The sequence below is a fragment of the Sphingomonas sp. P3_C6 genome (assembly GCF_056402595.1).
The window spans coordinates 206,367-220,143 of sequence record NZ_JBFUHB010000004.1; the positions used below are offsets into that span (position 1 = coordinate 206,367).

At 65.3% G+C, this 13,777-nt stretch carries 15 protein-coding genes and 1 riboswitch; of the genes, 9 read left to right on the forward strand and 6 right to left on the reverse strand.

What is annotated here, in order from left to right:
- The first annotated feature begins 46 nt into the window (after positions 1-46).
- Entirely contained in the window at positions 47-217 is a 171-nt protein-coding gene (locus tag AC1DT7_RS07325; RefSeq protein ID WP_478035262.1) for a YegP family protein, read from the forward strand.
- A gap of 9 nt (positions 218-226) precedes the next feature.
- Here the strand turns inward: AC1DT7_RS07325 and rnhA are convergent, their stop codons facing one another.
- The 3 genes from rnhA to ispH are packed head-to-tail and all read right to left on the reverse strand — an operon-like array spanning position 227 to position 2,602.
- A complete protein-coding gene (rnhA, locus tag AC1DT7_RS07330) occupies positions 227-688 on the reverse strand; it encodes a ribonuclease HI (RefSeq protein ID WP_478035264.1) in 462 nt (153 codons plus the stop codon).
- The gene (thrB, locus tag AC1DT7_RS07335; protein ID WP_478035265.1) at positions 685-1,641 is read right to left on the reverse strand and encodes a homoserine kinase; all 957 of its coding nucleotides are present in this window, start codon (positions 1,639-1,641) and stop codon (positions 685-687) included. Before thrB ends, rnhA begins: the two co-directional genes overlap by 4 nt.
- Positions 1,642-1,645: 4 nt before the next feature.
- Entirely contained in the window at positions 1,646-2,602 is a 957-nt protein-coding gene (gene ispH / locus AC1DT7_RS07340) for a 4-hydroxy-3-methylbut-2-enyl diphosphate reductase (RefSeq protein ID WP_478035267.1), read from the reverse strand.
- A 156-nt stretch (positions 2,603-2,758) separates the two neighbouring features.
- Here ispH and AC1DT7_RS07345 point away from each other — a divergent pair, with 156 nt between their 5' ends.
- From AC1DT7_RS07345 to AC1DT7_RS07375, 7 genes are all read left to right on the forward strand, one after another.
- Positions 2,759-3,364 carry a hypothetical protein gene (locus AC1DT7_RS07345; RefSeq protein WP_478035360.1) on the forward strand — a complete coding sequence of 202 codons (606 nt, stop codon included), beginning with the start codon at positions 2,759-2,761 and terminating at the stop codon, positions 3,362-3,364.
- Entirely contained in the window at positions 3,361-4,008 is a 648-nt protein-coding gene (locus tag AC1DT7_RS07350; protein ID WP_478035269.1) for an MOSC domain-containing protein, read from the forward strand. The genes AC1DT7_RS07345 and AC1DT7_RS07350 overlap by 4 nt, the downstream gene beginning before the upstream one ends.
- Positions 4,009-4,085: 77 nt before the next feature.
- Positions 4,086-4,218: riboswitch (glycine riboswitch) on the forward strand.
- Positions 4,219-4,388: 170 nt separating this feature from the next.
- Positions 4,389-5,516, forward strand: a complete 1,128-nt coding sequence (gene gcvT, locus AC1DT7_RS07355; RefSeq protein ID WP_478035270.1) for a glycine cleavage system aminomethyltransferase GcvT — start codon at positions 4,389-4,391, stop codon at positions 5,514-5,516.
- A 3-nt stretch (positions 5,517-5,519) separates the two neighbouring features.
- Positions 5,520-5,891, forward strand: a complete 372-nt coding sequence (gcvH, locus tag AC1DT7_RS07360; protein ID WP_478035272.1) for a glycine cleavage system protein GcvH — start codon at positions 5,520-5,522, stop codon at positions 5,889-5,891.
- 213 nt (positions 5,892-6,104) lie between these two features.
- The gene (gcvPA, locus tag AC1DT7_RS07365) at positions 6,105-7,463 is read left to right on the forward strand and encodes an aminomethyl-transferring glycine dehydrogenase subunit GcvPA (RefSeq protein WP_478035273.1); all 1,359 of its coding nucleotides are present in this window, start codon (positions 6,105-6,107) and stop codon (positions 7,461-7,463) included.
- Positions 7,460-9,028 (forward strand): aminomethyl-transferring glycine dehydrogenase subunit GcvPB, encoded by a 1,569-nt coding sequence (gene gcvPB / locus AC1DT7_RS07370; protein ID WP_478035275.1) that lies wholly within the window; start codon positions 7,460-7,462, stop codon positions 9,026-9,028. Before gcvPA ends, gcvPB begins: the two co-directional genes overlap by 4 nt.
- 99 nt (positions 9,029-9,127) lie before the next feature.
- On the forward strand, positions 9,128-9,643 hold the full coding sequence (locus tag AC1DT7_RS07375; RefSeq protein WP_478035277.1) for a CcdC protein domain-containing protein: 516 nt from the start codon (positions 9,128-9,130) through the stop codon (positions 9,641-9,643).
- Here AC1DT7_RS07375 and AC1DT7_RS07380 read toward each other — a convergent pair.
- From AC1DT7_RS07380 to AC1DT7_RS07390, 3 genes are all read right to left on the reverse strand, one after another.
- Positions 9,640-10,107, reverse strand: coding sequence for a methyltransferase family protein (locus AC1DT7_RS07380; protein ID WP_478035278.1), 468 nt, complete (start codon positions 10,105-10,107; stop codon positions 9,640-9,642). The two genes, AC1DT7_RS07375 and AC1DT7_RS07380, sit on opposite strands and share 4 nt — an antisense overlap.
- Before the next feature lie 62 nt (positions 10,108-10,169).
- The gene (locus AC1DT7_RS07385; RefSeq protein WP_478035279.1) at positions 10,170-11,069 is read right to left on the reverse strand and encodes a DMT family transporter; all 900 of its coding nucleotides are present in this window, start codon (positions 11,067-11,069) and stop codon (positions 10,170-10,172) included.
- 38 nt (positions 11,070-11,107) lie between these two features.
- Positions 11,108-11,893 carry a hypothetical protein gene (locus AC1DT7_RS07390; protein WP_478035281.1) on the reverse strand — a complete coding sequence of 262 codons (786 nt, stop codon included), beginning with the start codon at positions 11,891-11,893 and terminating at the stop codon, positions 11,108-11,110.
- A gap of 104 nt (positions 11,894-11,997) precedes the next feature.
- Between AC1DT7_RS07390 and AC1DT7_RS07395 the strand changes: the two genes are divergently transcribed.
- Positions 11,998-13,533, forward strand: coding sequence for an aminoacyl--tRNA ligase-related protein (locus tag AC1DT7_RS07395; RefSeq protein ID WP_478035282.1), 1,536 nt, complete (start codon positions 11,998-12,000; stop codon positions 13,531-13,533).
- Positions 13,534-13,777 lie beyond the last annotated feature (244 nt).

Here is a 13,777-nt window from a genome sequence, read left to right on the forward strand (position 1 = left end):
GGTTCGCCCAAAGCTAACCTGCATCAGCCCAAGGTGGAGGAACGATATGGCACATAAGTTCGTGATCGAGCAGAACAAGGCGGGCGAGTACGTCGCCAAGTTCAAGTACAACAGCGAAATCATGTTCTGGACCGAAGGCTATTCGAGCAAGGCCAGCGCGCAGAACGCGATCGATTCGATCAAGAAGAATGGCCCCGAGGCACCCGTCGAGGATTGACGATCCGCTCTAGGCTCGGCCAGCGGCGACAGCCGCGTCGCTGGCCAGCTTGTCGGCCCGCTCATTGTCGGGATGGCCGGCATGGCCCTTGACCCATAACCATTCGATGCGGTGAGGCTTGGCGGCGGCGAGCAGCGCCTGCCAAAGGTCGGCATTCTTGACCGGCTGCTTCGCGGCTGTCTTCCAGCCATTTTTCTGCCAGCCTTTGATCCATTTGGTCAGGCCGTCCATCACGTAACGGCTGTCGGTCGACAGGACGACATGGCAGGGCCGCTTGAGCGCGTTGAGCCCCTCGATCGCCGCGGTGAGTTCCATCCGGTTGTTTGTGGTGAGCTTCTCGCCGCCGGAAAGCTCCCGCTCGCGCGTGCCGGCACGGATGATCGCGCCCCAGCCGCCGGGCCCCGGATTGCCTTTGCAGGCCCCGTCGGTGGCGATCTCGACCTTTGTGAGCTCGGAGGACGATTCAGTCATGCGAACAGCGTCTCACCCTGCGCCTCATAGGCCCTCAGGCGGCGGAGATAGGCGAGCGGGTCCTTGCGCGTGACCAGTGCATCGGCCGGCGTATTCAGCCAGTCCCAGGCACGGGAGAGCAGGAAACGGATACAGGCGCCCCTGGCCAGAGTCGACAATTCGGCGCGTTCGTCCGGCCGAAGCTCGATCGACTGGGTGTAGCCGTCGATCAGCGCCCGTCCGACCGCCCAATCGGCTTTGCCTCCCGTCGCGTCGAAGGACCAGGCCGTATGCATGACGGCAAGGTCGTAGGCGCGAATATCGGTGCAGGCGAAGTAGAAATCGATCAGCCCGGTCACGACATCGCCGCGCATCAAGACATTGTCGGGGAAGAGATCGGCATGGATCGCCCCGATCGGAAGATGGGCCGGCCAATTTGCGAGAACGGAGTCGAGCGCGAAGCCGACATCGTCGTAGAGGCCTTGCGCAATGCCATCGAGATCGCGGCCACAGCGTTCGAACAACGGTCGCCACGTATCGACGCCCATCGAATTCGGGCGGGTAAGCGTGAAATCGGCCAGCGCCTCGTGCATCCGTCCCATCGCCGAGCCGGTCGCGAAGGCCTGCGTTCTGGTGGGATGCGATAACGAAACGCCCGTCAGGAACTCGATCAGGCAGGCGGGGCGGCCCTCGATCTCATGGATCACGGTGCCGTCGCGGTCCGGCAGAGCGCGGGGAACCGGCAGCTCATGCTTGCCGAGATGATCGATCATGGCGAAGAAGAAGGGAAGATCGTCGAGATCGACGCGCTTCTCGTAGAGCGTCAGGATGAAGCGGCCCTTCGTCGTATCGACGAGGTAATTGCTGTTCTCGACGCCCTCGGCGATGCCCTTGGCCGATACGAGCTCGCCATGGTCGAAGCGCGCGAGGAAGGCGCTCAGCGCCTCCGCCGAAACCTGAGTATAGACGGCCATGAGGTCAGGCCGCGACTTCGAGGCCGCGGGGCAGCTTGAAGGAGATGGTCTCGCGGGTCGTCTCGACCTCATATTCGCTGACCTCGAAACGCTCGGACAGTCGCGTGACGAGTTCGCGCACCAATATCTCGGGCGCGGAGGCACCAGCGGTGATGCCGAGCGTCCGAACCCCGTCCAGAAAATCGAAATTCAGGTCGCTCGCGCGCTGCACCAGCTGGGCGCGGGTGCCCTCGCGCTCGGCGACTTCGACCAGCCGGACCGAGTTCGAGGAGTTGGGCGCGCCGATCACCAGCATCGCATCGCAGGCGTTGGCGATCTTCTTGACGGCGGCCTGACGGTTGGAGGTTGCGTAGCAGATATCCTCGCCGCGCGGCGCCTGGATCGCCGGGAAGCGTTGCTGAAGCGCCTCCACGATGGCGGCGGTATCATCGACAGACAGGGTCGTCTGGGTCAGGAAGGCCAGATTGTCCGGATCGACCGGCTGCATGGCCTCCACGTCGGCGACGGTCTCGACCAGCGACATGGATCCTTCCGGAACCTGGCCGAAGGTGCCGATCACTTCGGGATGCCCTTCATGGCCGATAAAGACGATGTGGCGGCCGGCCGCTACCAGGCGTTCGGCCTGGCGATGGACCTTGGAGACGAGCGGGCAGGTCGCATCGAGATAGGAAAGGCCGCGCTGCGCTGCCTTGGCCGGCACCGCCTTGGGCACGCCATGGGCGGAAAATACCACCGGCACGCCGTCCGGCACCTCTTCCAGTTCCTCGACGAAGATCGCGCCCTTTTCACGCAGGGCGTCCACGACATATTTGTTGTGGACGATCTCGTGCCGGACATAGACCGGGGCGCCATATTTCTCGATCGCCAGCTCGACGATCTGGATCGCACGGTCGACACCCGCACAGAAGCCGCGGGGAGCGGCAATGAGCAGTTCGAGCGGCGGCTTCTTGGGATCGGTCATTGGGGAGCGCTCTACGCGATTGCTTGCGTGCGCGAAAGCCGGTTCCTATGGTGCCCGCCGTTCCGGGGCCGGTGCGCGCGAGCGCGAGGCCCCTTCCTATGTGATAAGGTGCGTGTGCCCGTGACAGCCCGGAAATTTGCCGTTCCCGCCATATTGATGCTGCTGGCAGGCGGCTGCTCCACCACCGGCGACATCGACGAGACGGGCGGCATCACGGCTATCCGTTCCGCTTGCCCCAATGTCGGCGTTCCTGCCGCGACCGGCGACATCACGCTGTTCGATCCTCCCGCGAGCACCGCCGCGACGGCGATCGACGTCGCCGCGGTGATGACCAATGTCAGATCCACCTGTGCCGATGCGACCGACGACATCATCACCACCGTCACCTTCGACATCCAGGCGCGCCGTACCCGCACCGATTCGGCGCGGGACGTGAACCTGCCTTATTTCATCACCGTCGTGCGTGGCGGCACCGCCGTGATCGCCAAGCGCGTCGGCCATGTCTCGGTGCATTTCAACGCAGGGCAGGATCGCGCCACCACGAGCGGTCAGGCGACCACCACCATTGCCCGCGCCGCCGCCACGCTGTCCGACGATGTCCGCAAGAAGCTGACCGAGAAGCGCAAGGCGGGCGGCACCGACGCTGCCGTCGACCCGTTGAGCCGCCCCGAGATTCGCCAGGCGGTGATGCGTGCGACCTTCGAAGCGCTTGTCGGTTTCCAGCTGACCGACGATCAGCTGAAGTATAACGCGACGCGGTGACCGGCGTTCGGGCCTTCGCCCTGCTTGCGGGCAGGGCACGGTATCTCGGGCGTGGTGAAAACAGCGCCATTGCCAAGTCTCCCGTTTCGGGGCCGGTAAAGATCGGATTCCTCGGGCTGGAGGGCGACGAGCAGGTCGACCTGACCGTGCATGGCGGACCGGACAAGGCGCTGCATCACTATCCGAACGACCATTATGCACGGTGGGGCGAGGAAAGGCCGAGCGACCCGGTGCTCGCCGGGCCGGGGGCGTTCGGCGAGAATGTCGCCACCCTGGGGCTGATGGAGGGCCAGGTCTGTATCGGTGATCGTTTTCGCCTCGGCAGCGCACTGGTCGAGATAAGTCAGGGTCGGCAGCCCTGCTGGAAGCAGGGCGAGCGGCTGCACTGGCCGGCGCTTCCGGCGCTGATGGTCAAGGAACGGCGCAGCGGCTGGTATTACCGCGTGATCGAGGAAGGCACGGCCGAACCCGGCGAGACCCTGTCGATGGTCGCGCGCCCCTTGCCCGACTGGACCGTCCGGCGCGTGTTCGGCCTGCTGATCGCGGGCGACCATCGAAGCGATCCCGCGGCGCTTGCCGAGCTTGCCGGCATGGAGTCGCTCTATGTCGGCTGGCGGGACCGTGCCCTCAAATTGATGGGGTGAGGTAAAAGCAGCCAAGCCCGATTGACTCGCCTGCCGCGCCGCGCCACACCGGAAATGTCGATGAGGGGCAACCTTCATGGGCACGCGCGGGAGAGACCCCGGACGCGGGACCTTTGTCAAAGCAACAGCTTGGCATTGAATCCCCGATCCAGGGCGCCGAAGGAGCAACCGCCCCGGAATCTCTCAGGCACACCGGACCGCGCGGGCTATCGACACTCTGGAAAGCGGCTGGAGCGACGTTCGCGCGGCCCACCGAAGGGGTAAGCCGGCCTGCATCAGCGGGCGGTCAAAGCTCTCAGGTTCCCGTGACAGAGGGGGCGGCGAAACTCGGCGTATCCTGCGCTGCGTAACGCCGTGACACCTTGCGACGGAGACCGGCATTGAGCGACACCGAAGGCCCCGAAATCGAAATCCAGACCCTGCCGCTCGATGCGTGGCACCGTGCGCGTGGCGGCCGGATGGTCGAGTTCGCCGGCTATCACATGCCGGTACAATATGAAGGCATCATGGCCGAGCATCTGTGGACCCGCGAGTCCGCCGGCTTGTTCGATGTCAGCCATATGGGCCAGCTGCTCTTCACCGGCGAAGGCGCCGACGCCGCGCTCGAGGCGCTGCTGCCGGGCGACATCAAGGGGCTCGGCACCGCGAAGATGCGCTATTCGCTGCTGCTGGCGGAGAATGGCGGCATCCTCGACGATCTGATGGTCACGCGCCGTGAGGACGGCATCTACATGGTCGTGAACGGCGCGACCAAATATGACGATATCTCTTACTTTCTCGATCATCTGCCCGACGACATCACGATCAACATCATGGACGAGCAGGCATTGCTCGCGCTCCAGGGCCCCAAGGCGGTCGACGTGCTGTCGCGGCTGGTGCCGGGCGTCGAGGCCCTGGTGTTCATGACCGCCGGCGGGTTCGAATGGAACGGTACGCCTCTGTGGATCAGCCGGTCGGGTTATACCGGTGAGGACGGGTTCGAAATCTCGGTGCCGGGCGAGATCGCCGAGGCGCTTGCCGAGGCGCTGACGGGCGAAGCAGAGGTCAGGCCGATCGGACTGGGCGCGCGCGATTCGCTGCGGCTCGAGGCGGGTCTGCCGCTCTACGGCCATGATCTCGATCCCGAGACGACGCCGGTGATGGCCGACCTCGGTTTCGCCTTGTCCAAGCGTCGCCGCGAAGAAGGCAATTTCATGGGTGCCGAACGCATCCTGCTCGAGCGAGAGCAGGGCCCGGTCGTAAAGCGCGTCGGGCTTGTCGTCGAAGGCCGCCAGCCGGTGCGCGAGGGTGCGGCGGTGGTCGATGCCGACGGCTCGGATGTCGGCAGGGTCACCAGTGGTGGCTTTGCCCCGAGCTTCGGTGCGCCGATCGCCATGGCTTATGTGCCGGTCGCGATGTCAGCCATCGGCACCGTCATCCAGCTTTCGCAGCGCGGCAAGGTTCATCAGGCGACCGTCGCCGCAATGCCGTTAATTCCCCACCGCTACGTCCGTACAGGAGGCAAGTGAGCCATGAGCCGTTATTTCACCGAAGATCATGAATGGGTCGATGTCGACGGCGACGTCGGGACGGTCGGCATCAGCGAATATGCGCAGAGCCAACTCGGCGACATCGTGTTCGTCGATGTGCCTGCAGAGGGCAAGGAACTTGCAAAGGGCGACGATGCCGCCGTGGTCGAATCGGTCAAGGCAGCGTCCGACGTCTATTCGCCGGTCTCGGGCACCGTGATCGAAGGTAACCCGGCGCTCGGCGACAATCCGGGCCTCGTCAACGAAGATCCCGAGGCCGAGGGCTGGTTCTTCAAGCTGACCCTCAGCGATCTGGAAGAACTGAAGGGCCTGATGGACGAGGCTGCCTACGCGGCGTTTGTCGCGAAGCTTTGATGTGACTTACTCCCCTCCCGCTTGCGGGAGGAGTTTGGATTGCCATCGGGTCAATCATGCCCCCGGCATGATTGAGAAATGCCTGGGAGGCATTTCGGCCCGACGGGAATCAAAACTGGGGTGGGCTCGCGCTCACCTCCGGCGAACCGCCCGGAATTAGCCGGGCGCCCACCCCCGACCCCTCCCGCAGGCGGGAGGGGGGAGATTGCGTGAATGCGTTACCTGCCTCTTACCAACAACGATCGTCAGGCGATGCTCGCCGTGATCGGCGCCAACTCAATCGACGATCTGTTCGTCGATGTTCCCGCGGTCGCCCAGCTCGACGGCCCAATCCACGGGTTGCCCGGCCATGCGAGCGAACTGGCCGTCGAGCGCCATATGGCGGCGCTGGCGCGCAAGAACCTGGCGGCGGGCGACGCGCCCTTTTTCCTTGGCTGCGGCGCCTATAAGCATCATGTGCCGGCGAGCGTGGATCACCTGATCCAGCGCGGCGAGTATCTGACGGCTTATACGCCGTACCAGCCCGAGATCGCTCAGGGCACGCTGCAGATGCTGTTCGAGTTCCAGACCCAGGTGGCGCGGCTGCTCGGCACCGATGTGGCGAACGCATCGATGTACGACGGCTCGACCGCGTGCTGGGAAGCGATCGGCATGGCGCGCCGGGTGACCAAGCGGGCCAAGGCGATCCTGTCGACCGGGCTCCATCCACATTACGTCTCGGTCGCGAAGACCATGGCGAAGTTCACCGGCGATGTGCTCGAAACGGGCTCGCCGACATTGTCGGCCGAAACCGACATTGCCGACCTGATCGCAGCGATCGACAACGACACCTCCTGCGTCGTCGTCCAGTATCCCGACATTCTGGGCCGTATCGAGGACTTGTCCGAGCTGGCTGCGGCCTGCCACGCCAAGAAGGCGTTGCTGATCGCCGTCGTTACCGAGCCGGTGGCGCTTGGCGCGATCAAGTCGCCGGGCGAGATGGATGCCGACATCGTCGTTGGCGAAGGCCAGTCGATCGGTGTCGGCCTCCAGTTCGGCGGTCCCTATGTCGGGCTGTTCGGGTGCAAGGAGAAATATCTTCGCCAGATGCCGGGCCGGCTCTGCGGCGAGACGCTCGATGCCGATGGGCGTCGCGGCTTCGTGCTGACGCTCTCCACGCGCGAGCAGCATATCCGCCGCGAAAAGGCGACCTCGAACATCTGCACCAATTCCGGGCTGTGTGCGCTGGCTTTCTCGATCCACATGACCCTGCTGGGCGAGGCAGGGCTGCGTGCGCTGGCCGAGACCAACCATGCCGGGGCGGTGGCTGCGGCTGAGCGGCTGGTGCAAGTGCCGGGTGTCGAACTCGTCAACGGCAGCTTCTTCAACGAGTTCACGCTGAAGCTGCCGGTCGAGGCGCGGCCGGTGGTCCGCACGCTCGCCGAACGCGGGATTCTGGCCGGCGTGTCGCTCGGGCGACTCTACCCCGACGAAGCGGGCCTCGCGACCGGACTGGTCGTCGCGGTGACCGAAACCACGACCATGGAGGATGTGGAGACACTTGCCTCCGCGCTCCAGGAGGTGCTGGCATGACGATCAACGCAAGCGGTTGGCGCCCGGAGCGCCCCGAGGCAGGCGTCGCAACCGCCCCGACCTTCACCGGTAACAAGGCGCTGATGCTGGAAGAGGCGCTGATCTTCGAGATCGGCTCGACCGAGACGAGCGGCGTCGAAGTAGCTGCGCCGGCCCAGGTCGCCTCGCGCCTCGGCAGCCTGGGCCGGTCCAAGCCGATCGGGCTTCCGGGCCTGTCCGAGCCTGAAGCGGTGCGCCACTATACGCGCCTGTCGCGGCAGAATTATGCGATCGACCTCGGCCTGTTTCCGCTTGGCTCGTGCACGATGAAGCATAATCCGCGCCTCAACGAGAAGATGGCGCGGTTGCCGGGTTTCGCCGACATCCATCCGCTTGCGCCGGTCGATACGGTGCAGGGCGCGCTCGAGGTGATCCATCAGCTCGCGCACTGGTTGGTGACGCTGACCGGCATGCACTCGGTCGCGATGAGCCCCAAGGCCGGCGCGCACGGCGAATTGTGCGGTATCCTGGCGATCCGCGCCGCACTGGAAGCGCGCGGCGAGGGGCATCGCAAGGTGATCCTGGTGCCGGAGAGTGCGCACGGCACCAACCCGGCAACGGCGGCGTTTGCCGGCTATTCGGTCGAGGATATCCCCGCGACGAGTGAAGGCCGGGTCGACCTGGCGGCGCTGACCGCGCGGCTCGGGCCCGACGTTGCCGGCGTGATGATCACCAACCCCAATACCTGCGGGCTGTTCGAGCGCGACATGCGCAAGATCTCCGACGCCGTGCATGAAGCGGGCGGGCTGGTCTATTGTGACGGCGCGAACTTCAATGCGATCGTCGGGCGCGTCCGCCCGGGTGATCTCGGCATCGACGCGATGCACATCAACCTGCACAAGACCTTCTCCACCCCGCATGGCGGCGGCGGACCGGGCTCGGGGCCGGTGGTGTTCTCGGAGGCGCTGGCCCCCTATGCGCCGCTGCCCTTCGTCGAGCAGACGGCGGACGGCTTCCGCCTGGTCGAGGAAGAGACGGCCGAGAAACATCATGCCGGCAGCTTCGGCCGCATGGTCGCCTTCCAGGGCCAGATGGGCATGTTCACCCGGGCACTGACCTATATCCTCAGCCATGGTGCCGACGGTCTGCGCCAGGTCGCCGAGGATGCGGTGCTCAACGCGAACTATATCCTGCGGTCGCTCGACAGCACGCTCGACGCGCCGTTCGGGGCGTCGGGGCCGTGCATGCATGAGGCTCTGTTCTCGGATTCGAACCTGGCCGAGGGCTTCTCGACGATCGACGTCGCCAAGGGGCTGATCGACGAGGGCTATCACCCGATGACCATGTACTTCCCGCTGGTGGTGCACGGCGCGATGCTGGTTGAGCCGACCGAGACGGAGAGCAAGGCAGCGCTCGACCAGTTCATCGGCGCGCTGCGCTCGGTGGCGGAACGGGCCAAGGCGGGCGATGTCGCGCTGAAGTCCGCGCCGCACTTCGCGCCGCGCAGCCGGCTCGACGAGACGCTGGCCGCGCGCAAGCCGGTGCTGGTGTGGAAGGATCAGGAACTGGCCCAGGCGGCCGAATGAGCGGGGAGGGGAGCGATGGCCGCTCCCCGACCTTCCGGGCCGCGCGCGGCGCCGCCCGCTGAGATGACGATACACGGGTCAATCGGGGGATAGAGGCCAATGCAGGTTCATGCCGGGCAGCCAGCGGGCTGGATTCAATATGCGCTGCCGACCGCGATCTTCGTCCTGGTCTTTGCCTTTCGCGCCCGGCGCCTGACCCGGCTTCGGCCGCTCAGGATCGAGCGGCTGTGGATCTTCCCGACTATCTACCTGCTCGTCTGTGCCTGGATACTGGTGCAGTTCCCGCCGACTTTGCTCGGTTGGGGGTTGTGCGCGGGTGCCCTTGTGGTGGGTGCGGCTCTCGGATGGCAGCGGGGCAAGGCGATGCGGATCACCGTCGATCCGGAGACGCACCAGCTCAACCAGAAGGCTTCGCTTGCCGGTATCGCCTTCCTGTTCGTGATCGTCGGGTTGCGCGCTGCGGCGCGTGCGGGGAGCAGCGCGCTCCATCTGAACGTCGCGATGCTGACCGATACGCTCGTCGTTCTTGCACTCGGCCTGTTCGCGGCTCAGCGCATCGAGATGTATCTGCGGGCTAAACGGCTGCTCGACGAGGCAAGGGCGGCGAAAGCCTAGAACCAGCGCGGGACGCTTTTCTTGTAGGCGACATAGTCGGCGCCGAACTTGCCGAGCAGATACCGTTCCTCGCGCGCGATCACCTGGGTGCGGATCAGCAGGATCGCGACCGGCAGTAGCAAAAGAGCGGTGAAGCTGTTGAAGAGGAACGCGAGCCCGGCGTGAAGGATCGCCATGCCGAGATACATCGGGTTGCGCGTGACGCGGTAGATGCCGGTCGTCACCAGGCTGCTCGATGCGCGCCAGGGCCGTGCGGCGGTCCCCGCGCTGCGGAATCGTTCCGAGCTTGCGATGATCACTGCGGCGCCGATGACGAAAAAGGCGCCACCGGTGACGAACGAGAGCGTTCCGGCGGGGCCGAGCCTGCCGGTCAGGCCGGTCCAGGCGAACCCCAGCAGCAGCAGGCCGACATAGATGAGGGGTGGCGGAAAGCTTACCCTCGCGCTGTCCTGATCGACCTGCATCTTTTTCTCCCGAATATGCCCGCCCATCATGCGGATGGATGTCGTGTAGGCAAGCCGGGAGGCTAAACGATCGCCTGTTCGGTTTCGGTCCGTCGCCGGATATGCTCACGCCAGACGATGTAGAGGCCGCTGCCGATGATGATCGGTGCGCCGATCCATGTCGCGAGACCCGGCAAGGTGCCGAACAGCAGCCAGCCGTACAGCGTCGCCCAGAGCAGCGACGAATAGTCCATCGGCACGACGATCGAAACCGGACCGAGCTTGAGTGCCGTGGTGAGCGCGATCTGGCCGAGATTGCCGACGACGCCGATGCCGATCAGGAGCAGCCAGACATCCACCGAATGCGCCTGATGATCGAACGCATAGGCGATGCTCAGTGGCACCATGGAGAGGGTCGCGAACCAGAACACGGTGGTGAAGGGATTCTCGGTACGCCCGATCCGGCGAAGCTGGATCGAGATGACGGCGGTTAGGAACCCGGCGGTAAGGCCCGCCACGGTGCCCCACAGCATGAAATGCCCGGTGCCAGGCCGGGCGACGATCAGCACGCCCACGAAACCCGTCACGACGGCGAGCCAGCGATGCCAGCCGGTCGGCTCTCCCAGCACCAGCGCACCGAGGATTGTCGCAAAGATCGGTACGGTGAATTGTAAGGTGGTCGATTCGGCGAGCGGCAGCAACGTCACCGCGGTGAACAGGCATGTCATGCTGGTCAGCCCTACGACGGCGCGCATGATATGGGCGGGGAACTGGCCGGTCCGGATCGTCGCAAGTCCGGGGCCGAGCGCGATCACCGTCGCGACCAGCGGTACCCCGACCGCCTGCCGGAAGAACAATATCTCCGACAGGCGCGCGCCGCGCATCTCCGCAAGCTTGATCAGGGCCGCCATCGTCGCGAGGAACGCGACCGATAGTAGACGAAGCGCAATGGCGGGGAGAATGCGGTCCGTGTTGTTAGGCACGCGGGTGCGCTAGGCCGACGGCGCCCCCGCGGCAAGCATCAGCTCGTTTCCCCAGCCATCATGGTCGCGAAAACCCGATCGCGCTGTTCACCGGGAAGGGAACTGATCGCCCGGATCAGATGATGGGTGACGCCGCACCCAATATCGACGCTGGCATCACTGATCTGGTTGCGCGCAAAGGCTTCGAACTCGAGTTGGGACATGCCGTCGCGACGCAACGCCTTCGCCACTGCTTCCCGGTCGGCGGTCGCGAGTGGGCCCCTTGCCCTTTTTGCGGGGGTGTCGCGGCCAGCCGCCATAGCGCGCCATTGGGCGACGACGAAGCTGGTCATCAGCTCGCGCGGCCTTCCGTCGGGCATCTCCGCCAAAGAGAGATTCGACCCGCCGAATTTCGCGCAGAGCGGCGGGGATTCCTCGCGTAAATTGTTGATAAGGTCGATCTCGGCGGCGAGCAGCTCAGTCAGATTGTCATGCGGGGCCTGGGCAAGGTCCGCGAGATGGCGCTTGCGCAAGTCATTGAGGAAGGCCTGGGTCGCGACCGATATTTCTTTCGGGCCCTGATTATGTTTGAGGCGGTTCTCGATATCGCTTTCCAGCCGCTTGAGGTCGGCCGGGAATGTGGCGTCGATCGTCCGGAACAGGGCGCCCGATGTCGGATCCGAGATTAGGGACTGGTGGATTTCCGGCAAAGCCGGGGCCGGCCCCATGCCGAACACCGGCAGGAGCATCTTGAAAGCGTAGCGCGCGCCGAAGACCAATACGATTGCGGTGATGCCGATCGTGGCACCGCCCCTGTAGCCGTTCTCACGGCCGAAATAGGACATGTCGGTCCCCCCCCGGTCGGCAATAGACCATCCGAGCCGTAGACTCGCAAGCGCGCTCGAAAGCCCTCTTTGACCAGCGGGTCTTTCGGGCTATCCGGCCTCGCATGATCAAGCATGCACTCCCCGTCACCCGCGAGGCCGATTTCTCGGCCTGGTACCAGTCCGTCATTGCGGAAGCCGATCTCGCCGAGGAATCCGGCGTGCGCGGCTGCATGGTCATCCGGCCATGGGGCTATGGCATCTGGGAGCGGATCCAGCGCCTGCTCGACGACCGGATCAAGGCGACCGGCCATGAGAATTGCTATTTCCCGCTGTTCATCCCGCTTTCCTATTTCGAGAAGGAAGCGGAGCATGTCGAAGGCTTCGCCAAGGAGATGGCGGTCGTCACGCATCACCGGCTGGTGAGCGACGGCAAGGGCGGGCTGATGCCCGATCCGACCGCAAAGCTGGAAGAGCCGCTGGTCGTGCGGCCGACATCGGAGACGGTGATCGGCACTGCCTTTGCGCGCTGGGTCCAGTCGTGGCGCGACCTGCCGGTGCTGATCAACCAATGGGCGAACGTCGTGCGCTGGGAGATGCGCACGCGCATGTTCCTGCGCACCAGCGAGTTCCTGTGGCAGGAAGGGCATACTGCCCACGCCTCCGCCGAGGAGGCGCGCGAAGAGACGCTGAAGATGCTCGAAGTCTATCGCAGCTTCGCCGAGGACTGCCTCGCGCTGCCGGTGGTCGCGGGCGAGAAGCCGGAGAATGAGCGCTTCCCCGGCGCCGTCGCGACCTATTCGATCGAGGCGATGATGCAGGACGGCAAGGCGCTCCAGGCGGGCACCAGCCATTTCCTCGGCACCAATTTCGCGAGCGCGCAGAATATCCGCTTCCAGAATGCCGCAGGCGAGCTCGAACTGGCCAATACCACGAGCTGGGGCGTGTCGACGCGCATGATCGGCGGCGTCATCATGGTCCATGGCGACGATGACGGGCTGCGCGTGCCGCCCCGCATCGCACCGTGGCAGATCGTGATCGTGCCGATGCTGCGCGACCAGCCGGAAGACGCGGCGATCGTCGATTATTGCAAGGCATTGCAGGCCGGGCTGGCCCAGCAGTGGGCGTTCGGCGAGCCGGTGCGGGCGCTGCTCGACCTCAAGCCCGCCAAGGCGGCGACGAAGCGCTGGGGCTGGGTGAAGAAGGGCGCGCCGATCATCATCGAGGTCGGTGGGCGCGATGTGGCCGGCGGAAACGTCTCGGTGATCCGGCGCGACCGGCTTTACCGCGAGGACGGCAAGCTCGACAGCGCTGTGGTGGCCCAGGACGATTTCCTGGTCGAGGCGGCCGGGCTGCTGGAGGTCATCCAGGGGCAGCTTCATCGCCAGGCGCGTGAGCGGCTCGAGGCGAACATTGCGCGCGACGTCACCGATTTCGCGGGGCTGGAGCGGGCTTTTGCCGAGGGCGTGAAGAACCCCGGCTGGGTCGAAGTGCAATGGTCGAAGCCGACCGGCGCCGCGCTCGGCAAGGTCGTGGAGCGGCTGAAGGGGCTGAAGCTGACCATTCGCAATGCTGCGATGGACGCGGCCGCGGCCGATGGCGCGTGCCTGTTCACCGGCGAACCGGCGGTGGAACGCGTTCTGGTGGGGCGGTCCTACTAAGCCTCGCCTTCTCCTGTCGCTACGCCGGCACGCCGCCCGTGATGCGGTAATGGATCGGTCATGGGAAAGAGCGGGGCGGGATGATGCTCACGCCCTCGCATGCCTGATGACGCCGTTGAATCGATCGGTAGTCGAGCGGGTGGCGTTGTTCGATCCAAGCGCTTTGCCGGTGATCGGGGATGCACCCGCCTGGGTGGGCCAGCCGGTGCGGCAGTAATGCTTTCGGCGGTTGGAGCCGTGACGC

Excerpts from the sequence above, each read along its gene's own strand:
- AC1DT7_RS07325 (WP_478035262.1), top strand. The coding sequence starts at position 47 with ATGGCACATAAGTTCGTGATCGAGCAGAACAAGGCGGGCGAGTACGTC.
- rnhA (WP_478035264.1), bottom strand. The coding sequence starts at position 688 with ATGACTGAATCGTCCTCCGAGCTCACAAAGGTCGAGATCGCCACCGAC.
- thrB (WP_478035265.1), bottom strand. The coding sequence starts at position 1,641 with ATGGCCGTCTATACTCAGGTTTCGGCGGAGGCGCTGAGCGCCTTCCTC.
- ispH (WP_478035267.1), bottom strand. The coding sequence starts at position 2,602 with ATGACCGATCCCAAGAAGCCGCCGCTCGAACTGCTCATTGCCGCTCCC.
- AC1DT7_RS07345 (WP_478035360.1), top strand. The coding sequence starts at position 2,759 with ATGCTGCTGGCAGGCGGCTGCTCCACCACCGGCGACATCGACGAGACG.
- gcvH (WP_478035272.1), top strand. The coding sequence starts at position 5,520 with ATGAGCCGTTATTTCACCGAAGATCATGAATGGGTCGATGTCGACGGC.
- gcvPA (WP_478035273.1), top strand. The coding sequence starts at position 6,105 with ATGCGTTACCTGCCTCTTACCAACAACGATCGTCAGGCGATGCTCGCC.
- gcvPB (WP_478035275.1), top strand. The coding sequence starts at position 7,460 with ATGACGATCAACGCAAGCGGTTGGCGCCCGGAGCGCCCCGAGGCAGGC.
- AC1DT7_RS07375 (WP_478035277.1), top strand. The coding sequence starts at position 9,128 with ATGCAGGTTCATGCCGGGCAGCCAGCGGGCTGGATTCAATATGCGCTG.
- AC1DT7_RS07380 (WP_478035278.1), bottom strand. The coding sequence starts at position 10,107 with ATGCAGGTCGATCAGGACAGCGCGAGGGTAAGCTTTCCGCCACCCCTC.
- AC1DT7_RS07390 (WP_478035281.1), bottom strand. The coding sequence starts at position 11,893 with ATGTCCTATTTCGGCCGTGAGAACGGCTACAGGGGCGGTGCCACGATC.
- AC1DT7_RS07395 (WP_478035282.1), top strand. The coding sequence starts at position 11,998 with ATGATCAAGCATGCACTCCCCGTCACCCGCGAGGCCGATTTCTCGGCC.